This is a genomic window from Mycobacterium cajalii, assembly GCF_045809005.2.
Taxonomy (GTDB): Bacteria; Actinomycetota; Actinomycetes; order Mycobacteriales; family Mycobacteriaceae; genus Mycobacterium.
Map to the genome: position 1 here is coordinate 855,921 of NZ_CM141436.1, position 20,097 is coordinate 876,017.

21 protein-coding genes are annotated in these 20,097 nt (G+C 71.0%); 15 read left to right on the forward strand and 6 right to left on the reverse strand.

Annotation, left to right across the window (positions count from 1 at the left end; all coding sequences use genetic code 11):
• Nucleotides 1-74: 74 nt before the first annotated feature.
• The 6 genes from ACJ512_RS04055 (at nt 75) to ACJ512_RS04080 (ending at nt 6,026) form a co-directional block, all read left to right on the forward strand.
• Nucleotides 75-1,454, forward strand: a complete 1,380-nt coding sequence (locus ACJ512_RS04055) for a glutamyl-tRNA reductase (protein WP_407685258.1) — start codon at nt 75-77, stop codon at nt 1,452-1,454.
• Between the two features lie 13 nt (nt 1,455-1,467).
• Nucleotides 1,468-2,415, forward strand: a complete 948-nt coding sequence (gene hemC / locus ACJ512_RS04060; RefSeq protein ID WP_407685289.1) for a hydroxymethylbilane synthase — start codon at nt 1,468-1,470, stop codon at nt 2,413-2,415.
• Between the two features lie 22 nt (nt 2,416-2,437).
• Nucleotides 2,438-4,117, forward strand: a complete 1,680-nt coding sequence (locus ACJ512_RS04065; RefSeq protein WP_407685259.1) for a bifunctional uroporphyrinogen-III C-methyltransferase/uroporphyrinogen-III synthase — start codon at nt 2,438-2,440, stop codon at nt 4,115-4,117.
• 94 nt (nt 4,118-4,211) lie between these two features.
• Nucleotides 4,212-5,195 carry a porphobilinogen synthase gene (gene hemB / locus ACJ512_RS04070; RefSeq protein WP_407685260.1) on the forward strand — a complete coding sequence of 328 codons (984 nt, stop codon included), beginning with the start codon at nt 4,212-4,214 and terminating at the stop codon, nt 5,193-5,195.
• A gap of 55 nt (nt 5,196-5,250) precedes the next feature.
• Nucleotides 5,251-5,763 carry a DUF3093 domain-containing protein gene (locus tag ACJ512_RS04075; RefSeq protein ID WP_407685261.1) on the forward strand — a complete coding sequence of 171 codons (513 nt, stop codon included), beginning with the start codon at nt 5,251-5,253 and terminating at the stop codon, nt 5,761-5,763.
• Nucleotides 5,760-6,026, forward strand: coding sequence for a hypothetical protein (locus tag ACJ512_RS04080; RefSeq protein ID WP_407685262.1), 267 nt, complete (start codon nt 5,760-5,762; stop codon nt 6,024-6,026). The genes ACJ512_RS04075 and ACJ512_RS04080 overlap by 4 nt, the downstream gene beginning before the upstream one ends.
• A 13-nt stretch (nt 6,027-6,039) precedes the next feature.
• On the opposite strand, the gene ACJ512_RS04085 is transcribed toward ACJ512_RS04080, so the two are convergent.
• Nucleotides 6,040-6,480, reverse strand: a complete 441-nt coding sequence (locus ACJ512_RS04085; protein WP_407685263.1) for an STAS domain-containing protein — start codon at nt 6,478-6,480, stop codon at nt 6,040-6,042.
• Nucleotides 6,481-6,871: 391 nt separating this feature from the next.
• On the opposite strand from ACJ512_RS04085, the gene ACJ512_RS04090 reads away from it, so the two are divergent.
• Nucleotides 6,872-8,116, forward strand: coding sequence for an acyltransferase family protein (locus ACJ512_RS04090; protein ID WP_407685264.1), 1,245 nt, complete (start codon nt 6,872-6,874; stop codon nt 8,114-8,116).
• Nucleotides 8,117-8,218: 102 nt separating this feature from the next.
• Nucleotides 8,219-8,905 carry an Rv0518 family GDSL lipase gene (locus ACJ512_RS04095; RefSeq protein ID WP_407685265.1) on the forward strand — a complete coding sequence of 229 codons (687 nt, stop codon included), beginning with the start codon at nt 8,219-8,221 and terminating at the stop codon, nt 8,903-8,905.
• Between the two features lie 206 nt (nt 8,906-9,111).
• Here the strand turns inward: ACJ512_RS04095 and ACJ512_RS04100 are convergent, their stop codons facing one another.
• Complete coding sequence (locus ACJ512_RS04100) at nt 9,112-9,984, reverse strand: alpha/beta hydrolase (protein WP_407685266.1); 873 nt, start codon at nt 9,982-9,984, stop codon at nt 9,112-9,114.
• Nucleotides 9,985-10,235: 251 nt separating this feature from the next.
• Here ACJ512_RS04100 and ACJ512_RS04105 point away from each other — a divergent pair, with 251 nt between their 5' ends.
• A complete protein-coding gene (locus tag ACJ512_RS04105) occupies nt 10,236-10,547 on the forward strand; it encodes an alkaline phosphatase family protein (RefSeq protein WP_407685267.1) in 312 nt (103 codons plus the stop codon).
• Nucleotides 10,548-10,620: 73 nt separating this feature from the next.
• Here ACJ512_RS04105 and ACJ512_RS04110 read toward each other — a convergent pair whose 3' ends face one another.
• A complete protein-coding gene (locus tag ACJ512_RS04110; protein ID WP_461479975.1) occupies nt 10,621-10,860 on the reverse strand; it encodes a hypothetical protein in 240 nt (79 codons plus the stop codon).
• A gap of 135 nt (nt 10,861-10,995) precedes the next feature.
• On the opposite strand from ACJ512_RS04110, the gene ACJ512_RS04115 reads away from it, so the two are divergent.
• From ACJ512_RS04115 to ACJ512_RS04125, 3 genes are all read left to right on the forward strand, one after another.
• Complete coding sequence (locus tag ACJ512_RS04115) at nt 10,996-11,559, forward strand: alkaline phosphatase family protein (protein ID WP_407685290.1); 564 nt, start codon at nt 10,996-10,998, stop codon at nt 11,557-11,559.
• Between the two features lie 329 nt (nt 11,560-11,888).
• Nucleotides 11,889-13,577: a glycine/sarcosine N-methyltransferase gene (locus ACJ512_RS04120; protein ID WP_461479976.1), complete on the forward strand. Its 1,689-nt coding sequence runs from the start codon at nt 11,889-11,891 to the stop codon at nt 13,575-13,577.
• A gap of 128 nt (nt 13,578-13,705) precedes the next feature.
• Nucleotides 13,706-15,130 carry an amino acid permease gene (locus ACJ512_RS04125; protein ID WP_407685292.1) on the forward strand — a complete coding sequence of 475 codons (1,425 nt, stop codon included), beginning with the start codon at nt 13,706-13,708 and terminating at the stop codon, nt 15,128-15,130.
• Between the two features lie 16 nt (nt 15,131-15,146).
• On the opposite strand, the gene ACJ512_RS04130 is transcribed toward ACJ512_RS04125, so the two are convergent.
• Genes ACJ512_RS04130 through ACJ512_RS04140 form a run of 3 tightly spaced genes read right to left on the reverse strand, consistent with a single transcriptional unit; the run spans nt 15,147 to nt 17,640 of the window.
• Nucleotides 15,147-16,064 carry a ketopantoate reductase family protein gene (locus tag ACJ512_RS04130; RefSeq protein WP_407685269.1) on the reverse strand — a complete coding sequence of 306 codons (918 nt, stop codon included), beginning with the start codon at nt 16,062-16,064 and terminating at the stop codon, nt 15,147-15,149.
• Between the two features lie 10 nt (nt 16,065-16,074).
• Nucleotides 16,075-17,235, reverse strand: coding sequence for an enolase C-terminal domain-like protein (locus ACJ512_RS04135; RefSeq protein ID WP_407685270.1), 1,161 nt, complete (start codon nt 17,233-17,235; stop codon nt 16,075-16,077).
• 9 nt (nt 17,236-17,244) lie between these two features.
• On the reverse strand, nt 17,245-17,640 hold the full coding sequence (locus tag ACJ512_RS04140) for a nitroreductase family deazaflavin-dependent oxidoreductase (RefSeq protein WP_407685271.1): 396 nt from the start codon (nt 17,638-17,640) through the stop codon (nt 17,245-17,247).
• Between the two features lie 82 nt (nt 17,641-17,722).
• On the opposite strand from ACJ512_RS04140, the gene ACJ512_RS04145 reads away from it, so the two are divergent.
• From ACJ512_RS04145 to ACJ512_RS04155, 3 genes are all read left to right on the forward strand, one after another.
• Complete coding sequence (locus tag ACJ512_RS04145; RefSeq protein WP_407685272.1) at nt 17,723-18,064, forward strand: hypothetical protein; 342 nt, start codon at nt 17,723-17,725, stop codon at nt 18,062-18,064.
• Nucleotides 18,065-18,164: 100 nt separating this feature from the next.
• A complete protein-coding gene (hemL, locus tag ACJ512_RS04150; RefSeq protein ID WP_407685273.1) occupies nt 18,165-19,493 on the forward strand; it encodes a glutamate-1-semialdehyde 2,1-aminomutase in 1,329 nt (442 codons plus the stop codon).
• Nucleotides 19,486-20,094: a histidine phosphatase family protein gene (locus ACJ512_RS04155; protein WP_407685274.1), complete on the forward strand. Its 609-nt coding sequence runs from the start codon at nt 19,486-19,488 to the stop codon at nt 20,092-20,094. The genes hemL and ACJ512_RS04155 overlap by 8 nt, the downstream gene beginning before the upstream one ends.
• Nucleotides 20,095-20,097: the final 3 nt, after the last annotated feature.

Genomic DNA, 20,097 nt, shown 5'->3' on the forward strand with positions numbered 1-20,097 from the left:
AGCTCAGAACCGACTACCGTGGATGTCAACTTCAGTAACTGACCGAGCAAGGGAGCTGGCCAGGTGATGCTGCCGTGAGCATCCTGCTTTTCGGGGTTTCGCACCGCAGTGCGCCGGTCTCCGTCCTGGAACAACTCAGCATCGACGAATCCGATCAGGTCAAAATCGTCGACCGGATGCTGCAGTCCCCGCTGGTGACCGAGGCGATGGTGCTCTCGACCTGCAACCGGGTCGAGGTGTACGCGGTGGTCGACGCCTTCCACGGCGGGTTGGCGGTGATCGGGCAGGTGCTGTCGGACCACTCCGGCATGTCGATGGCCGACCTGACCAAGTTCGCCTACGTCCGCTACAGCGAGGCCGCCGTCGAGCACCTCTTCGCGGTGACCAGCGGGCTGGACTCGGCGGTCGTCGGCGAGCAGCAGGTGCTCGGTCAGGTGCGCCGCGCGTATGCCGGCGCCGAAGCCAACCGCACCGTGGGCCGGGTCCTGCACGAGCTGGCCCAGCGGGCGTTGTCGGTGGGCAAGCGGGTGCACTCCGAGACCGGTATCGACGCCGCCGGCGCCTCGGTCGTCTCGGTCGCCCTGGACCTGGCCGAACGCCGGCTGGGCGGGCTGGCCGGCGAGACCGCCGTGGTGATCGGCGCCGGGGCGATGGGTGCGCTGTCGTCGGCGCATCTGACCCGGGCCGGGATCGGGCGCGTCCACGTGCTCAACCGGTCGCTGTCGCGGGCGCAACGGCTGGCCCGCAAGATCCGGGAAACGGGCGCCCACGCCGACGCGCTGCCGCTGGAACGCCTGCCCGAGGCGCTGGCGCACGCCGACGTCGTCGTCAGCTGCACGGGGGCCGTCAGCCCGGTCGTGTCGCTGGCCGACGTGCATCACGCGCTGGCCGCGTCGCAGCGGGACGAGGCCGCCGAGCCACTGGTGATCTGCGACCTGGGCATGCCCCGCGACGTCGACCCCGCGGTGGCCGGGCTACCCGGAGTCTGGGTCGTCGACGTCGACCGCATCCAGCACGAGCCCTCGGCCCACGCCGCGACCACCGACGTCGACGCCGCCCGCCACATCGTCGCGGCCGAGGTCGCCGCCTACCTGGCGGGGCAGCGGATGGCCGAGGTCACCCCCACCGTGACGGCGCTGCGCCAGCGGGCCGCCGATGTCGTGGAGGCCGAACTGCTGCGCCTGAACAACCGGCTGCCCGGCCTGGAGAGCGCCCAGCGCGAGGAGGTGGCGCGCACCGTGCGGCGGGTGGTGGACAAGCTGCTGCACGCGCCCACCGTCCGGATCAAGCAGCTGGCCAGCGCACCCGGCGGCGACAGCTACGCCGAGGCGCTGCGCGAGCTCTTCGAACTCGACCCGACCGCCGTGGACTCCGTTGCCGCCGTTGCCGCGGGTGAATTGCCGTTCATATCAAGCGGATTCGACGCGGGTATGCCGCCACCGTACGCCGAGTAGCCGATTGGCGAACGTGATCCGGATAGGCACCCGGGGCAGTCTGTTGGCCACCACCCAGGCCGCGACCGTCAGGGACGCGCTGATCGCCAACGGCCATCCCGCGGAACTGGTGACCATCAGCACGGCGGGCGACCGCTCGTCGGCGCCGATCGACACCCTCGGGGTGGGCGTCTTCACCACCGCGTTGCGCGAAGCCATCGACGACGGCCGCGTGGACGCCGCGGTGCACTCGCACAAGGATTTGCCGACCGCCGACGACCCGCGGTTCACGATCGCGGCGATCCCGCCGCGCAACGACCCCCGCGACGCGGTGGTGGCCCGTGACGGACTGGTCCTCGGGGAGTTGCCGGCGGGGTCGCTGGTGGGCACGTCGTCGCCGCGGCGGGCCGCGCAGCTTAGAGCATTGGGTCTCGGTTTGGAAATTCGCCCCCTACGAGGCAACCTAGATACCAGGTTGAACAGGGTAAGCAGTGGTGATCTTGACGCCGTCGTGGTGGCGCGGGCCGGCCTGGCCCGGCTCGGCCGCCTCGACGACGTCACCGAGACGTTGGAGCCGGTACAGATGTTGCCCGCACCGGCGCAGGGCGCGCTCGCCGTGGAGTGCCGCGCCGGTGACAGCCGGTTGGTGGCTGTGCTGGCCGAGCTGGACGACGCCGACACGCGCGCGGCGGTCACCGCGGAGCGAGCCCTGCTGGCCGAACTGGAGGCCGGTTGCTCCGCACCGGTGGGTGCGATCGCCGAGGTGGTCGAGTCCATCGATGAGGACGGCCGCGTCTTCGAAGAGCTGTCGCTGCGCGGTTGCGTGGCGGCGCTGGACGGATCCGACGTGATCCGCGCGTCCGGCATCGGCACCCCCGGTCGGGCACGGGAGCTGGGGCTCTCGGTCGCGGGGGAGCTGTTCGAACTGGGCGCCCGGGAGCTGATGCGCGGAGTGCGGCCGGATCCGGCGCAAGAAAATTGAGTCGAACGACGTGGGAGCGACAATGACGACGCGAGGGCGTAAGCCAAGGCCGGGCCGCATCACTTTCGTGGGTTCCGGTCCGGGCGACCCCGGGCTATTGACCACGCGGGCCGCCGCGGTGCTGGCCAACGCGGCGGTGGTGTTCACCGATCCCGATGTGCCCGACGCGGTGCTGGCGCTGATCGGCAGGGACCTGCCGCCCGTGTCCGGCCCGGCGCCGGCCGATCCGGCGGCGGGCAACGCCGACGGTGATCACGCCCCGGCCACCCCCGCGGTGGTTCCCGGCGGCCCCGACATCCGCCCGGCCCTGGGCGAGCCGGCCGAGGTCGCCAAGACGCTGACCGCCGAGGCCCGCTCCGGTGCCGACGTGGTGCGACTGGTCGCCGGTGATCCGCTGACACTCGACGCGGTCATCACCGAGGTGAACGCGGTCGCGCGCACCCACCTGCACATCGAGATCGTCCCCGGTCTGTCGCCGGCCTGCGCGGTCCCGACGTATGCGGGGCTCCCGCTGGGTTCGGCCCACACCGTCGCCGACGTGCGCGACCCACATGTCGACTGGGACGCGCTGGCCGCGGCCCCCGGGCCGCTGATCCTGCAGGCCACCGCCTCGCACCTGCCCGAAGCGGCCCGCACGCTGATCGAGCACGAACTGGCCGAAACCACCCCGTGCGTGGTGACCGCACACGGCACCACCTGCCAGCAGCGTTCGGTGGAGACCACGCTGCAGGGGCTGGGCGATCCGGGTGTCCTGGCGGGCATCGACGCCGCGGGCCCGGCCGGCGGGAACGGCAGGGAACCCCAGACCGGCCCGCTGGTGGTCACGATCGGCAAGACGGTGAGCAACCGGGCGAAGCTGAACTGGTGGGAGAGCCGCGCGCTCTACGGCTGGACCGTGCTGGTGCCCCGCACCAAGGATCAGGCCGGCGAGATGAGTGAGCGGCTGACGTCCTACGGCGCGCTGCCGATCGAGGTGCCCACCATCGCCGTGGAGCCGCCGCGCAGCCCCGCCCAGATGGAGCGGGCGGTCAAGGGCCTGGTCGACGGCCGCTTCCAGTGGGTGGTGTTCACCTCGACCAACGCGGTGCGCGCGGTGTGGGAGAAGTTCGGCGAGTTCGGCCTGGACGCCCGGGCGTTCTCCGGGGTGAAGATCGCCTGCGTCGGCGAGTCGACGGCCGACCGGGTGCGCGCGTTCGGGATCAGCCCCGAGCTGGTGCCGGCCGGGGAGCAGTCCTCGCTGGGCCTGCTGGACGAATTCCCGCCCTACGACAGCATTTTCGACCCGGTGAACCGGGTCCTGCTGCCGCGCGCCGACATCGCCACCGAGACGCTCGCCGAGGGGCTGCGCGACCGCGGCTGGGAGATCGAGGACGTCACCGCGTACCGCACCGTGCGGGCCGCGCCGCCGCCGGCGACCACCCGCGAGATGATCAAGACGGGCGGCTTCGACGCGGTGTGCTTCACCTCCAGCTCCACCGTGCGCAACCTGGTCGGTATCGCGGGCAAGCCGCACGCGCGGACCATCATCGCCTGCATCGGACCCAAGACGGCCGAGACGGCCGCGGAGTTCGGTCTGCGGGTCGACGTCCAGCCCGAGATCGCCGCGGTGGGCCCACTGGTGGATGCCCTGGCCGAACACGCCGCGCGGCTGCGCGCCGAGGGGGCGCTGCCGCCGCCGCGCAAGAAGAGCCGCAGGCGCTAGTGGCGGTGAGCGCCCCCCTCGCGAGCGTGCGAGTCTGTACGCCGACACGCCGTCGAGACCGGCATTCTGCGCACGCTCGCGGCCGCCACGCGTCATGAGCCCCTACCCTCGGCAACGTCCGCGCCGGCTGCGCTCCACCCCCGCCTTCCGCCGCTTGGTGGCGCAAACTTCTTTGGAACCAAGGCATCTGGTGCTGCCGATGTTCGTCGCCGACGGGATCGGCGAACCGCGGCCGATCCCGTCGATGCCGGACGTGGTGCAGCACACCCGGGACTCGCTGCGCAGCGCCGCCGCCGCCGCGGTCGCCGTCGGGGTGGGCGGGCTGATGCTCTTCGGTGTGCCGCGCGAGCAGGACAAGGACCCGGCCGGATCGGCCGGCACCGACCCCGACGGCATCCTCAACGTCGCCCTGCGTGATCTGGCCGGGGACCTCGGCGAGGCCACCGTGCTGATGGCCGACACGTGCCTCGACGAGTTCACCGACCACGGGCACTGCGGCGTGATGGACGACCGGGGCCGGGTCGACAACGATGCCACCGTCGCCCGCTACGTCGAACTGGCTGTGGCACAGGCGGAGTCGGGTGCCCACGTGGTGTCGCCGAGCGGGATGATGGACGGCCAGGTGGCCGCGATCCGCGACGGCCTGGACGCCGCGGGCCACACCGACGTGGCGATCCTGGCGTATGCCGCGAAGTTCGCCTCGGCCTTCTACGGCCCGTTCCGCGAAGCGGTGTGCTCGAGCCTGTCCGGGGACCGCCGCACCTACCAGCAGGAGCCGGGCAACGCGCGGGAGGCGCTGCGCGAGATCGAACTGGATCTGGACGAGGGCGCCGACATCGTGATGGTCAAGCCCGCGCTGGGGTATCTGGACGTGGTCGCCGCGGCGGCCGGCGTCTCGCCGGTGCCGGTGGCCGCCTACCAGGTGTCGGGGGAGTACGCGATGATCTGCGCCGCCGCGGCCAACGACTGGATCGACGGGCGGGCCGCGGCGCTGGAGTCGTTGACCGGCATCCGGCGCGCCGGAGCCGATATCGTGCTCACCTATTGGGCCGCCGCGGCGGCGGGCTGGCTTTCGTGAGACGGGACGTGCTGTGACATCGAAGACATCGGCGAGGGGCACCAGGGAGAAGCCCTTGTTCTACGAACCCGGCGCCAGGTGGTACTGGGTGCTGGCCGGGCCGTTCGCGGCGGTGTCGATGATCCTGATCGAGGTGTGGAGCGGGGCCGGGGTGCAACTGCTGACCCCGGCCATCTTCCTGGTGATGGTGTCGGCGTTCGTGGCGTTGCAGGTGAAGGCGGCGCGGATCCACGTCTCGGTGGAACTCACCGAAGACACGTTGCGTCAGGGCACCGAGACGCTGCTGGTGCGCGAGATCCTCAAGGTGTACCCGGAGCCGGAGAACCACGAGGCGTCCGGCAAGGAGCTGGCCAAATGGCAGTCGGCGCGGGCGCTCGGCGAACTGGTCGGTGTCCCGCGCGGCCGGATCGGCATCGGGCTCAAGCTCACCGGGGGCCGCACGGCGCAGGCGTGGGCGCGGCGCCACCGGCACCTGCGGGAGGCGCTGACGCCGCTGGTCCAGGAGCGGGTGCAACCGCCCGCGGCCACCACCGACCGCGACGACGACGGCGTCGGGCCGCAGCGGTGAGTGCACGGCGCCGGGCGCCCTATCGTGCCCTGATCGAACTCGGCCTGGCCTGCCTGGCGCTGGTGGGCGCCGGGCTGAGCTGGTCGCACGCGAGCCAGAGGCAACGTGTCGCCCCGATCGTGGACGGCCAGCCCTTCACCACATCGCTGGTGTACAACCCGCAGTTGCTGTTGCTGACCCTGGTTCTGGCGACGGCCGGGGGGGTGCTGATGGTCGCCGGGACGTCCCGGGCGCTGCGGGCGCGCCGCGACGGCGACGGCTGAAGGCCGAAAACGGCTACGCGGTCTTGCGCACGAGCGGCAGCATCAGTTGACGGCGGCTGGCGATGCCGTCGGCCAGGTCGTGCAGCGCCTGGCGCACCGAGTCTGAGATCGGGAACCGCGCCTGCGGCCCGTCGTCTCCGAGCGCGTCGGTGACCGCGGGGCCGGCGACGAGCGCCCACTCCAGCCCGGCGGCGCGGCACTGCTCGTCGAGCGTGGTGAGCAGCGAGACCGCGGGCGCGGCAAAGGCGTGCACCTCGCTCATGTCGAGCACCACAGGACTCTCGCCGAGGACGAAGCGCCGTAGGTGTTCGCCGATGCCATCGGCATTGCCGGCGTCGACCTCCCCGCGGATGGTGACCACCGTCGCCAGGTGACGGCAGTGGGCCCGCAGCTGCGCGCCACCGTAGGCGAAGGTGCTGTTCCCCTGTCGAGTCCTGATGTCTGCGATCGTCATGAGCTCCTCGTTCTCCGTGCTCCACACGAAATCTTTGGAGGCCGAGTCGACGCCGACCAAGCCTGGTAGTAGTACGGTTACCCCCCAAACTAAGGAGACCGACAACCCCGTCTAACTCTTCACTAAGAAGAGGATTCCGGGCCCCAGAAAAGGGCCGAAAACGGCGGTGCGGGGCCGTTTCGGTCGCCGGCAAACCGCCACGGGACGCCCCGGCCGGGCTGACGGGGCCGCACCGGCGGCCCTCACCCCGCCCCGGCGTTCTCGCTGTTAGGCTGCCAGGGCTGTCGGTTGCCGGGTCAGGGGGCTTGGAGAAAGCGTGCGCGCGCCGCAGCGGCGCGCGGAGGGGTTGGGCAATCGGCCGGCAACGGCACAGTCCAACGGAAAGAGCAGCGTGCGCACCGGAGCGATCAAGGGCGAGATCAAGGCTCTCACCGGGCTCCGCATCGTCGCCGCAGTGTGGGTGGTGCTGTTCCACTTCCGGCCGATGCTGGCCGACGCCTCCCCCGACTTCCTGGACACGCTGGCGCCCGTGCTCAACTGCGGCGCGCAGGGCGTCGACCTGTTCTTCATGCTCAGCGGGTTCGTCCTGGCCTGGAACTACCTCGACCGCATGGGGCGGACGTGGTCGACGCGCGCCACCGCGCACTTTTTGTGGCTGCGGCTGGCCAGGGTGTGGCCGGTGTATCTGGTCACGTTGCACCTGGCCGCGCTGTGGGTGATCTTCACCCTGCACGTCGGCCGGGTGCCCGCACCCGACGTCGCCGACTTCACCGCGATCAGCTACATACGGCAGGTGTTGCTGGTGCAGTTGTGGTTTCAGCCGTTCTTCGACGGGTCGAGCTGGGACGGGCCGGCCTGGTCGATCAGCGCCGAATGGCTGGCCTACGTGTTGTTCGGGGCGCTCGTCCTGGTGATCTTCCGGATGACGCACGCCACGCGGGCGCGCAGCCTGGCGGTGCTGGCCTGCGCGGCGACGCTGCCGCCGGTGGTGCTGCTGCTGGTCAGCGGCCACTTCTACACCCCGTGGAGCTGGCTGCCGCGGATCGTCACGCAGTTCACCGCGGGCGCGCTGGCCTGCGCCGCCGTGCGCAGGCTGCGGCTGACCGATCGCACCCGGCGCGCCGCCGGGTACGTCTCGCTGGCACTGCTGGCCGCCATGGTGGGTGTCCTCTACTGGTTGCACGCGCACCCGATATCCGGAGTCGTGGAGAACGACAGCGGCGGGGTGGTCGACGTGCTGTTCGTCCCGCTGGTGATGACGCTGGCGATCGGCGTGGGCAGCCTGCCGAGGCTGCTGTCGGCCCGGGTGATGGTTTACGGCGGGCAGATCTCGTTCTGCCTCTACATGGTCCACGAGCTGGTGCACACGGCATGGTCCTGGGCCGTGATCCAGTTCAACCTCACCCCGTGGGAGCAGGACGATCCGTGGCGGTGGAACGTCCTCGGCCTGCTCGCGATCGCTGTGGCTTTCTCGGTGCTGATGTACCACTTCGTCGAAGAGCCCGCCCGCCGCTGGATGCGCAGCATGGTCGGCGGCAGGCCCGCGCAGGCGGCGACCGGTCCCGGCGAACCGGCGAGCGCCCGCGTCCGCCAGATCGATCGTGCGCGGGAGACGGTTTCAGCCCGGGCGGTGTGACCGGCCCGCAGGACACGCGGAACGTCGCCCGCGAGTCCGTCCCGGATTCTTCGTACGATTCCCTGGGTAGCGCGTGCGGCGCCGTTCACAGGGGAGGTGGCAGTGAGTCGTCGGGCCACGGTCGTCGCCGGCCTCGCGTGTGTGCTGGTGATCTTCGGGCAGCTGGCGCGGCCGGCGCGGGCACGGGCCTTCGACACCGTGGACACCCGGCTCTACCGCATCGCGGTCGTCGGCGACTCGTACACCACCGGCACCGACGAGGGCGGCTTGGGCCCGTATTCCTGGACCGCGCGGGTGTGGCGCACGCTGGCCGGCGAGGGCGTGCGCATCGCGCCCGACGTGGCGGCCGAGGGCAGGGCCGGCTACGTCGTGCTCGGCGACCACGGCAGCGTCTTCGAGGATCTGACCGCGCGCGCGGTCCAGCCTGACGACGCGCTGGTGGTGTTCTTCGGCTCCCGCAACGACCAGGGCGCCGATCTGGGGATGCTGGCCGGAAAGTCGCACGACACCTTCGATCTGGCGCGGCGCCTGGCGCCGACGGCGCGGTTTCTGGTGATCGGGCCGCCGTGGACGAGCGCCGACGTGCCCGAGTCCATCCTGCAGATCCGCGACGTGCTCAACGCCGAGGCCCGGGCAGCCGGAGCGGCTTTCGTCGACCCGATCGGCGACCGCTGGTTCTTCGACCGGCCCGACCTGATCGGCGCGGACGGCGTGCACCCCACCGACGCGGGTCACGAGTACCTGGCGGACAAGATCGCACCGTTGATCCGCATGCAGCTGCCCCGGTGAGCGGGCGGGTCAGTCCTCCGCGTGCCTTTCGTGGTCCCACTGCTCGAGGCGTTCCTGCAGCCGGACCAGGCCGGCCCCCACGACGGGGGTGGCGGCCGCGATGCATACCAGCAACAGCGGAGTCATCCGTGAAACCTCCAAAACCCTTTCACTGCTGAGACGTTGACTCGTCCTGTGAAGTTCATTTCTGCGCTCCGACGTCTCGGCTAGGCCGCCAGCCAGGCCAGCTCGCCGGGCAGCTGCCCGCGCCAATAGAACATGTCGTGGCCGCCCAGCGAGAAGCTGCCCGACGGCGGGGCCGTGAGTTGGCCGACGAATTGGCGGGTGGCCAGGGCGAAGCGGTCGAAGGTGCCGCAGTCGACCCGCAGCGGGATCTGCGACAGCGCCGGCACACCCAGCACGCTGTTCTGCACCCAGTCGTCGTCGCTGTCGAACGCCCCGGGATCGCTGGTCGCGAACGAGGTGAACAGCGCCGGGCTGATCGCGCAGATCCCGGCGGTGCGGGCCGGTCCCAGCCGGGCGCCAAGGTGCAGCGCGCCGTAGCCGCCCATCGACCATCCCATGAAACCCACCCGGGAGGTGTCCATGCCCATCGAGGTGAGCATGGGCAGCAGCTCGTCGAGCACCATGGCGCCGGAGTCCACGCCCGACGCCCGCCGGTGCCAGTAGGTGTTGCCGCCGTCCACGCCCACCACCGCGAACGGCGGGCGGCCCGCCCGGACCAGTTGGGCCAGCCCGTTCTCGACGCCGACCTCGAGCATCTGGTTGGCGTCGCCGTCCACCCCGTGCAGCGCGATCACCGGGCGCAGCGGTGCGCTCTGGCCCGGCGGGAGGGCCATGACCCAGTTGGTCTTGATGCCGCCGCGGGCGGCGGAGACGAACGAGCCGGTCAGCCGGGTCGGCAGGGTCGTGTCCGCGGTCGAGGGCTCGAACGGCGCCGGTGCCTGCGGCAGCGGCGCCGCCCGCGGCTCCAGTGGGTCCAGCAGCGCGCTCAGCGCCCACACACCGGCGGCGGCCGCGCCGGCACCGGCGCCGATGCGCAGCAGCGCACGGCGATTCACGTCAGCCACGGGCGTCATGATGCCCGCGCCGACCGATCTGAGCCCGGCCGGGCACGCCGCGTGGCCGCTTTCGTGATGAACCGGTCACGAAAGGGTGACATTCGGTGCCGCGGGCGGTTCGCGGCGTCGCGGGTTAGGGTCGGTCGTGCTCTGGCGCAGGGTGGTACGACTCGTCCTCGCGCTCGTCGTCGTCGCGTCCTGCGTCCTGCGCCCGGCATCCCGCGCCGCGCGGCGCCGGGGCTGCGACTGCCACGCCCATCCACCACCTGGTGGTGCTGTTCCAGGAGAACGTGTCGTTCGACCACTACTTCGGGACCTACCCCCACGCGGCCAACGTCGACGGGCAGCCCTTCACGGCCGGGGCGGGCACCCCGGCGGTCGACGGCCTCACCCCGGAGTTGTTGTCGCACAATCCCAACGCGGCACAGCCGAGGCGCCTGGGCGGGCCCGGTGAGCAGGTGACCTGCGACCAGGACCACGCCTACCGGGCCGAGCAACTGGCCTTCAACGGCGGCGCCATGGACCGCTTCGTCGAGAACACCGACGGCGGGGCGTGCCCCTCGGCGCGCCCGGCCTGGTGATGGGCTACTACGACGGCAACACGGTGACCGCGCTGTGGAACTACGCCCAGCACTACTCGTTGAGCGACAACTCCTAGGGCACCACGTTCGACCCCTCGACGCCGGGACACCTCAACCTGATCTCGGGCCAGACCCACGGCGTCACGACGACGTTCATGCCGCAGGGCCGGCCGTTCCCGCCGCACACGGTCATCTTCGACGCCGGCGGCGGGCAGGGCACGCTGATCGACGACGCCCAACCGCTCGGCGACGACTGCTCCACCCGGGACCAGGTCCGGTTCGACGGCCACCGCAACATCGGTGACCTGCTCAACGCGAAGGGTGTCACCTGGGGCTATTTCCAGGCGGCTTCAAGCAGTACTTCCCGTCCACGGCCAACCCGCACCACCTGCAGCCGGAGGCGACCGACAGCATCGGCCGCACCGACCAGGCCAACCACCAGTACGACCTGTCGGACTTCTGGGCGGCGGCCGACGCGGGCCGGCTGCCGTCGGTCAGCTTCCTCAAACCGCCGGCCTACCAGAACGGCCACGCCGGATACTCCGACCCGCTCGACGAGCAGCAGTACCTCGTCGAGACCATCAACCGCCTGCAGCGGCTGCCGCAGTGGCGCGACATGGCGATCGTCGTCGCCTACGACGACTCCGACGGCTGGTACGACCACAAGGCGTCGCCGATCGTGTCCCCGTCGGCCACCGCCGAAGACGCCCTGAACGGCCCCGGGCGGTGCGGTGACCCGGCCGGCACCCCCGTCGCCTACCAGGGCCGGTGCGGATACGGCCCGCGCCTGCCGCTGCTGGTGATCTCGCCCTATGCCCGGGCGAACTTCGTGGACCACACCCGCACCGACCAGACGTCGATCCTGCGGTTCATCGAGGACAACTGGGACATCGGCCGCGTCGGCGACCACTCGTTCGACGAACGCGCCGGTTCGCTGGCCGCGATGTTCGACTTCACCGGACCGGAGCAGCCGACGCTGCGACTCGACCCGCACACCGGCGAGCCGCGGTAGCGGGGGCCGGGCCCGGCAACCCGGCCCGCAACCCGGGGCCCGCCCGAGGTGTTCGCCGTTTCGTAATTGTGACCGTGGTTCACAGTTGCACACGGCTACGGGTACACTCAGCTACCGGTGTGAGAATGACGGGTCGTGTGGACAGTTTCGCGTGCGAAGTGGCACGAATGGGACTCAACCCGGACCACGTCGTTTTCGCTCGACGGAATGCACCGGCATTGATTTCGCTCACGGCTCGGGGGCGGGCGGCGGCGCATTCCGTGACTGTAGGTGCACCGAACGCACCACCGAGTTGCAGATTGCGTCGGGCGACTGGAAAGAAAGGTTAGATGACTAGCATATCCGCGTCGCGGGAGAACGTAGAACTCGAGTTACACGACCAAGTTTACGGCGATGACCCGCTGTCGGACCGCGAGACCGGGTTATATCGTGCCGAATATGTGATGAGCTTCGTCGAAAAATGGGATCAATTGATCGACTGGGATGCTCGCGCCGAATCCGAGGGTCGGTTTTTCGTCGACGTCCTGCGCGCGCGAGGCAAGCACCACGTCCTCGACGTGGCCACCGGCACCGGCTTCCACTCGGTCCGCCTGACCCAGGCCGGTTTCGACGTGACGAGTGCCGACGGTTCGGCGGCGATGCTGGCCAAGGCCTTTGAGAACGGCAGAAAGCGCGGTCTGATCATCAGGACCGTCCAGGCCGACTGGCGGGAGCTGAACCGGGGCATCCAGGGCAAGTACGACGCCATCATCTGCCTCGGCAATTCTTTCACCCACCTGCACGAGGAGCACGATCGCCGGCGGGCGCTGGCCGAATTCTATGCCGCGTTGCGCCACGACGGAATTCTGATCCTCGATCAGCGCAATTACGACGAAATCCTGGACCACGGTTTCAAGTCGAAGCACAAATACTACTATTGTGGTGATCAGGTCTCGGCGGAACCCGAGTACGTCGACGACGGTCTGGCACGTTTCAAATACACGTTCCCGGACGGCGCCGAATACACATTGAACATGTTTCCGCTGCGAAAGTCTTACGTTCGCCGCCTTATGTTCGAAGCGGGATTCACGACCGTGCGCACGTACGGCGACTTTCAGGAATCATACGAGGACACCGAGCCGGATTTCTTCGTCCACATTGCGGAGAAATCGATCCACGGCGACGGGGGGGAAGGGCCAGATAGCGAACGAGGCCTGACCGACAGCAACGCCGAGTCGGAGGCCTACTACGACAGCGCCGACGCCGACGCGTTCTACTCGATGGTCTGGGGCGGCGAAGACATCCACGTCGGCTGCTACGAGAACACCCGCGACATCGGGGCGGCCGGCGCCGAGACCGCCAACCGCATGATCGGCCGGCTGTCGAAGGTCGACGGCGACACCACCGTGCTGGACCTGGGGTCCGGCTACGGCGGATCCGCGCGGCACCTCGCCAAGGAGCACGGCTGTTCGGTCACCTGCCTCAACCTCTCGGAGGTGCAGAACGAGACCAACCGGGACAAGAACCGGCACGCCGGCCTGCAAGACAGGGTCCGGGTGCTGCACGGCAGCTTCGACGACGTCCCCGCGCCGGACGGCAGCTACGACGTCGTGTGGTCCCAGGACGCGATCCTGCACGCCGCCGACCGCCGCAAGGTGCTCGAGGAGGCGTTCCGGGTGCTAAAGCCCGGCGGCGAGCTGATCTTCACCGACCCGATGCAGGCCGACGACGTGCCCGAGGGGGTGCTGCAACCCGTCTACGACCGGCTGAACCTGTCGGACCTGGGATCGATGCGCTTCTACCGCGAGGCGGCGCACGCGGTGGGCTTCGAGGTGGTCGACCAGATCGACCTGGTCGGCAATCTGCGCACCCACTACCAGCGCGTGCTCGAGGAGCTCGAGGCCCGGCGCGGCGAACTCGAGGAGAAGGCGTCGGCGGAGTACCTCGACAACATGCAGGTCGGGTTGAAGAACTGGGTGAGCGCGGCCGATGACGGCCACCTCGCCTGGGGCATCCAGCACTTCCGTAAGCCCAGCTGAGTCCGGTAGGCGCGGCGGTGTGCGCTCGGCGCCCCACCGCCGCGCCGGCCGGTATCGTGAACTCCTCAGCTTGCGGAAGGGCACGGAAGGGCACGGAAGGGCACGGAAGGGCACGGAAGGGCCACGTAATCGACACCCAGCCAGCACTGCACCGGGGGCTGTCGCAGCGGCAGCTCAACATGATCGCCATCGGCGGCGTGATCGGCGCCGGACTGTTCGTGGGATCCGGCGTGGCCATCCGCGCCACCGGCCCCGCCGTGTTCCTCACCTACGCGCTCTGCGGCGCGCTGATCGTCCTGGTGATGCGCATGCTCGGCGAGATGGCCGCCGCGGACCCCGTGACCGGTTCGTTCGCCGACTACGCGGCGCAGGCCCTGGGCGGCTGGGCCGGGTTCTCGGTCGGCTGGCTGTACTGGTACTTCTGGGTGATCGTCGTGGGGTTCGAGGCGGTCGCCGGCGGGAAGGTCGTCAACTACTGGTTCCACGCGCCGCTGTGGCTGACGTCGCTGTGCCTGATGACGTTGATGACCGCGACGAACCTGTTCTCGGTGTCGTCCTTCGGTGAGTTCGAATTCTGGTTCGCCGGAATCAAAGTGGCGACCATCGTGGCGTTCCTGCTGCTCGGCACGGCGTTCGCCTTCGGGCTCGTGCCCGGCCACCCGATGGACTTCTCCAACCTCACCGCCCATGGCGGGTTCTTCCCCCACGGTGTGGGTGCGGTGTTCACCGCGATCGTGGTGGTGGTCTTCTCGATGACCGGCACCGAGGTGGTCACCATCGCCGCGGCCGAAAGTCGTGACCCCGAACGCGCGGTGCAGCGGGCGATGAACTCCGTGCTGGCGCGGATCGGGGTCTTCTTCGTCGGCTCGGTGTTCGTGATCGTGGTGGTGCTGCCGTGGAACGCCGTGCAGCCCGGCAGTTCCCCCTACGTCGCCGCGCTACGGCACATGGGGATTCCCGGCGCCGATCAGTTCATGAACGCGGTGGTGCTCACCGCGGTGCTGTCGTGCCTGAACTCGGGCCTGTACAGCTCGTCGCGCATGCTGTTCACGCTGGCCACCCGCGGCGAGGCGCCGGCCCGCCTGGTCAAGATCAGCGCGCGCGGGGTTCCCGCGCCGGCCATCCTGAGTTCCTCGGCGGTGGGGTTCGGTTGCGTCGTCCTGGCGTGGGTCGCGCCGGACACGGTGTTCATCTTCCTGGTGAATTCCTCGGGCGCCATCGTCCTGTTCGTCTACGTGCTGATCGCGGCGTCCCAGATCGTGCTGCGCCGCCGGACGCCGCCCGAGCGGCTGCGGGTGAGGATGTGGTTGTACCCGGTGCTGTCGCTGCTGACGGTGGCCGGGCTCGTCGCGGTGCTGGCGCGCATGGCGTTCGATCCGGCGGCGCGCAGCCAGTTCTGGCTCGGCCTGCTGTCCTGGGCGGTCGTGATCGCGCTGTACTTTCTCGCCCGGTGGCGGCGCGGGCGGCGCGAGCCGCAGGCCGCTGCGCCGGCTGCCCCGGCGCGCGTCCCCGGCGGGCGGAGCCCGAAAGCGTTGGGCGACTGCGCGCAGTAGGCACCGCGCGTCGGCGTCAGACCCAGCGCCGTTCGACGGCCTTGACCAGCGCGGTCAGCGTGGCGTTGACCGGTGCCGCGACGCCGACGCGCGCGCCGTGCCGCGGCACCGCGCCGTTGATGACGTCGACCTCGCTGACCCGGCGGGCCTCGTGGTCCAGCAGCGCCGAGGGTTTGGCATCGGGCAACTGCGCGCCGAACGCGCGGGCGTGCGCGACCGGGTCGGTGACGGCCACCGCCACGCCGCACGCGCGCGCCACCGTCCACGCCTCCGTCGCGGCCGCCCGACTCACCGGGCCCATCTCCGCGTCGTCCATCACCTGGCCCACCGTCATCGAGGTCAGCGCGCACGGCGCGCTGTAGGCGGCGTTGCAGATGAGCTTCTCCCACTGCATGGCGGCGATGTCGGTGACCGCGGCGGCGTCGAAGCCGGCGCCGGCCCAGGCCCGCGCGATGGACTCGACCGTGGCGTGCGGCAGCGACGCGTAGGCGCCGAACCGCATCGCCCGCATGGCGTTGTGATGCACGTGGCCGGCGGCCACCCGCGACGCGCCGAACCCGCTGGCGATGCCCACCGCGACGCGCTGTTCCCCCAGGATGCCGGCGACGGTCTCCGCGCAGCCGAGCCCGTTCTGGATCGTCAGCACCGGCGTCGACTCGCCCAGCATCGGAAGTGCTTGCTGCGCAGCGGTGTTCACGTCGGCAGCCTTGACGGCCAGCACCACCAGGTCCATGGCCTCGGCCGGGGCGGCGGTGCTCGCCCGCAGCGCGACCACCTGATCGGAGCCGGGGCCGGTGACCCGCAGCCCGGCCCGGTTGATCTGCTCGACGTCGGCGCGGTGCCGGTCGATGGCCACGACGTCGTTGCCCGCGGCCGCGAGTTTGGCCGCGTAGATGGAACCCATTGCACCGCAACCGATCACCGCGATCTTCATCCAGACTCTCCTAGGCTGTCAGTTCGACGATCAGCTCGGCCAGGCCCGCCTTCTGCTCGAGCCCGAAGCCCGGCGCGTCGGTCGGCGCGATCCGCCCGCCGGCCGGCGCGCACCGGCCGGGGTAGCCGCCGAACGGCGCGAACACCCCGGGATACGACTCGCAGCCGCCCAGCCCGAGGCCGGCCGCGATGTGCAGGTTGATCAGGTGCCCACCGTGCGGGAAGGCGAACCGGCGGTCGAACCCGTGGGTTTCGAGCACGAGAAGCATCCGCGCGTACTCCGTGAGCCCGTAGCTCAGGGCGGCGTCCATCTGGAAGACGTCGCGGCCGGGCCGCATGCCGGCGTAGCGCACCAGGTTGGTGACGTCCTGGGTCGAGAACAGGTTCTCCCCGGTCGCCACCGCGCCGTCATAGCGGGCCGTCACCGCGCGGTTGAGCTCGAAATCCAGTGGGTCGCCGGGCTCTTCGTACCAGCGCAGGCCGTAGGGGGCCAGCGCGGCAGCCCACCGCGTCGCCGCCTGCCGGTCGAACCTGCCGTTGGCGTCGACGGCGACCCGGCCGGTGTCGCCGACGACGTCGACGACCGCCTCGACCCGTTCCAGGTCGTCGTGCAGGGCCGCGCCGCCGATCTTCATCTTGACCGCGTCGTAGCCCGCGTCGAGGTACCCGCGCACCTCGGCGCGCAGCCGGTCGCGGTCACCGCCGCGGTGGTAGTAGCCGCCGGCGGCATACACCTGCACCGCGTTCTCGGGCTCGCGCCCGTGCTGGCGTGCGATGGTCACGCAGGCGGGCTCGTCGCCGAGTTTGGCGTTCAGGTCCCAGCACGCCAGTTCCAGGGCGGCCGCGGCCGCCGCTCGATCGCCGTGGCCGCCGGGCTTCTCGCCGCGCAGCGCACACGCCAGCACCTTGGCGGGGTCGATGCGACCCGAGCCGTCCAGCAACGCCTCGGGGGCGGCGGCCAGCACGCGCGGGATCATCCGGTCGCGCAGGATCCCGCTCTGGGCGAAGCGGCCGATCGAGTCGAAGGCCACCCCCGTCACCGGCCTTCCGCCCCGGATGACGTCGCTGCGCAGCGCGACGAGCGAGACGGTGTGGCCCGAGAAGTCGACGACCGCGTTGGCGGGGCCACCCTTGAGCGCGACCGGCCGTTCCAGGATCGCGGTGATGCGCATCGGGCCGTCTCACGGGGTCCGGGTCAGCAGCACCGCCTGTTCGAACGGCAGTCTCCGGAAAATCGGTTGCCACCGGGGAGCGACGTGCCCAGCCGCCTCGGCCTTCGGCACCACGCGCGGGTCGATAACACCGAAAGCCTTACCGTAGCGGCGCATCCGCCCGCCCCCCGCGGCGGTGAGGTTCTTCAGCCAGTCGCGGTCGGGGCCGTAGGTCAACAGGATGGCCACGCCGGGCTTGCCGTCGATCTCGGCGCTGAAGACGGTGACCGGCGTGCGGTACGGCTTGCCCGAGCGCCGGCCGGTGTGCTCGACGATGGCGAACGTGGGGGCCCAGCCGGCCCACATCCGCTGCACGGGGTTGGTGACACGTCGGTTGAAGCGAGCGAGCCCTTGCGGAAGTTTCATACCGACATCCAACTCGTTCGCCGTCGCCGACATCAACAGCTCTCGCGCGCAGCCGCCGGCAAGGGGGGCTAATCTCGCGGTCATGGCCGACTCGCCGGGTGACGAGGCCGCACAGCGCGCCGCCGAACTGTCGCGCCGGGAACGGGATCTTGCCGCCCACCGGCCCGTCACCGAGGACGACGTCAAGCGCGCGGCCGAGCGGGCCGCACGCGCCCGCGAGCGTGACGTCGAGGCCCACCGGCGCCTGCTGCAGCGCCACTATGCGGCCGCGGCGGCCCACGAGCGCGCCGCCGAGGCCCACGAGCTGGCCCTCGAGGAGGGCCTGGGCGACGTCGCCGCCCACCGGCTGGCGGCCGAACGGGAACGCGAAGCCGCGCGCCGCGACCTGATGACGGCCCAGGAGGCCGAGCAAAACCCCGATTGACCTGCGCAGGTCGCCAGCGGCGAGTGTGGGCGGGCATGATGTAGCCGGTCTGCTACACCCTGTAGTGGACCGGGTCAAGACGGCTGGGACACTGGTGGCCATGGGTAGTTCGGAGCAGACGACGACGTCGACCGCGGTTTCCGCGCGTCTGTTCGCGGAAGCCTGCGCCGTCATCCCCGGCGGGGTGAACTCCCCGGTCCGCGCGTTCGCCGCCGTCGGCGGCACCCCGCGGTTCATCACCGCGGCGAGCGGCTGCCGGCTCACCGACGCCGACGGCAACCGCTACGTCGACCTGGTCTGCTCCTGGGGGCCGATGATCCTCGGCCACGCCCACCCCGCGGTCGTCGACGCCGTCGCCCGGGCCGCCGCGTCCGGCCTGTCGTTCGGCGCGCCCACGCCGGCCGAGAGCGAGCTGGCCGCCGAGATCATCGGGCGGGTGCCGGCCGTCGAGCGGATCCGGCTGGTGAACTCCGGCACCGAGGCCACGATGAGCGCGGTGCGGCTGGCCCGCGGATTCACCGGCCGGGCCAAGATCGTCAAGTTCTCCGGCTGCTACCACGGCCACGCCGACGCGTTGCTGGCCGACGCCGGGTCCGGGGTGGCGACGCTGGGTCTGCCGTCGTCGCCCGGGGTCACCGGGGCGGCCGCCGCCGACACGATCGTGTTGCCCTACAACGACATCGAGGCCGTCCGGCAGACGTTCGCCCGGTTCGGCGACGAGATCGCGGCGGTGATCACCGAGGCCAGCCCCGGCAACATGGGCGTCGTGCCGCCGGCGCCCGGCTACAACGCGGCGCTGCGCGCGATCACCTCCGAGCACGGGGCGCTGCTGATCTCCGATGAGGTGATGACGGGCTTTCGGGTCAGCCGAAGTGGTTGGTACGGAATCGATCCCGTCGCCGCCGACCTTTTCACGTTCGGCAAGGTGATGAGCGGCGGGCTGCCGGCCGCGGCGTTCGGCGGCCGGGCCGAGGTGATGGAACGGCTGGCGCCGCTGGGGCCGGTGTACCAGGCCGGGACGTTGTCGGGGAACCCGGTCGCGATGGCCGCCGGGCTGGCCACGCTGCGGGCCGCCGACGACGCCGTGTACGCCGCGCTGGACGTCAACGCCGACCGCCTGACCGCGCTGCTCTCCGAGGCGCTGACCGAAGCCGGTGTGCCGCACCAGGTTCCACGGGCCGGCAACATGTTCAGCGTCTTCTTCGCCGACGCGCCGGTGACCGACTTCGCCGCCGCGCGCGCCAGCGAGACCTGGCGCTTCCCCGCCTTCTTCCACGCCCTGCTCGACGCCGGCGTCTACCCGCCCTGCAGCGCGTTCGAGGCGTGGTTCGTCTCGGCCGCGCTGGACGACGCCGCCTTCGATCGGATCGCGGCGGCGCTTCCCGGTGCGGCCCGCGCGGCCGCCGCGCAGGACGGGCCCCATGGCTGAGAAAACCCGGGTGCATGTGATCCGCCACGGCGAGGTGCACAACCCCAGCGGGATCCTCTACGGCCGGCTGCCCGGATTCCGTTTGTCGGAGCGGGGCAAGGCGCAGGCGGACGCGGTCGCCGCCGCGCTGGCCGGCCGCGACATCGCGGCGGTGATCGCCTCCCCGCTGCAACGGGCGCAGGAAACCGCCGCCCCCATCGCCGCCGAGCACGACCTGCCCGTGGACACCGATCCCGACCTCATCGAGTCGGCCAACTTCTTCGAGGGCCGCCGCGTGAGCCCGGGCGACGGCGCCTGGCGCGACCCGCGGTTCTGGTGGCGGCTGCGCGACCCGTTCACCCCGTCGTGGGGCGAGCCCTACGCCGAGATCGCGGCCCGGATGAGCAGCGCGGTGGACAAGGCGCGCGCCCGCGGCGCCAGCCAGGAGGTGGTGTGCGTGAGCCATCAGCTGCCGGTGTGGACGCTGCGGCTGCACGTGACCGGCAGGCGGCTCTGGCACGACCCGCGGCGGCGGGAATGCGGCCTGGCCTCGGTGACCACCCTGGTCTACGACGGCGACCGACTGGTCGACGTCGAGTATTCCGAGCCGGCGGCGCCGTGAGGA

Bases quoted from the DNA above. Each gene is read 5' to 3' on its own strand.
- ACJ512_RS04065 (WP_407685259.1), top strand. From the start codon at position 2,438: ATGACGACGCGAGGGCGTAAGCCAAGGCCGGGCCGCATCACTTTCGTG.
- hemB (WP_407685260.1), top strand. From the start codon at position 4,212: ATGAGCCCCTACCCTCGGCAACGTCCGCGCCGGCTGCGCTCCACCCCC.
- ACJ512_RS04085 (WP_407685263.1), bottom strand. From the start codon at position 6,480: ATGACGATCGCAGACATCAGGACTCGACAGGGGAACAGCACCTTCGCC.
- ACJ512_RS04100 (WP_407685266.1), bottom strand. From the start codon at position 9,984: ATGACGCCCGTGGCTGACGTGAATCGCCGTGCGCTGCTGCGCATCGGC.
- ACJ512_RS04120 (WP_461479976.1), top strand. From the start codon at position 11,889: ATGACTAGCATATCCGCGTCGCGGGAGAACGTAGAACTCGAGTTACAC.
- ACJ512_RS04130 (WP_407685269.1), bottom strand. From the start codon at position 16,064: ATGAAGATCGCGGTGATCGGTTGCGGTGCAATGGGTTCCATCTACGCG.
- ACJ512_RS04135 (WP_407685270.1), bottom strand. From the start codon at position 17,235: ATGCGCATCACCGCGATCCTGGAACGGCCGGTCGCGCTCAAGGGTGGC.
- ACJ512_RS04140 (WP_407685271.1), bottom strand. From the start codon at position 17,640: ATGAAACTTCCGCAAGGGCTCGCTCGCTTCAACCGACGTGTCACCAAC.
- ACJ512_RS04145 (WP_407685272.1), top strand. From the start codon at position 17,723: ATGGCCGACTCGCCGGGTGACGAGGCCGCACAGCGCGCCGCCGAACTG.
- hemL (WP_407685273.1), top strand. From the start codon at position 18,165: ATGGGTAGTTCGGAGCAGACGACGACGTCGACCGCGGTTTCCGCGCGT.
- ACJ512_RS04155 (WP_407685274.1), top strand. From the start codon at position 19,486: ATGGCTGAGAAAACCCGGGTGCATGTGATCCGCCACGGCGAGGTGCAC.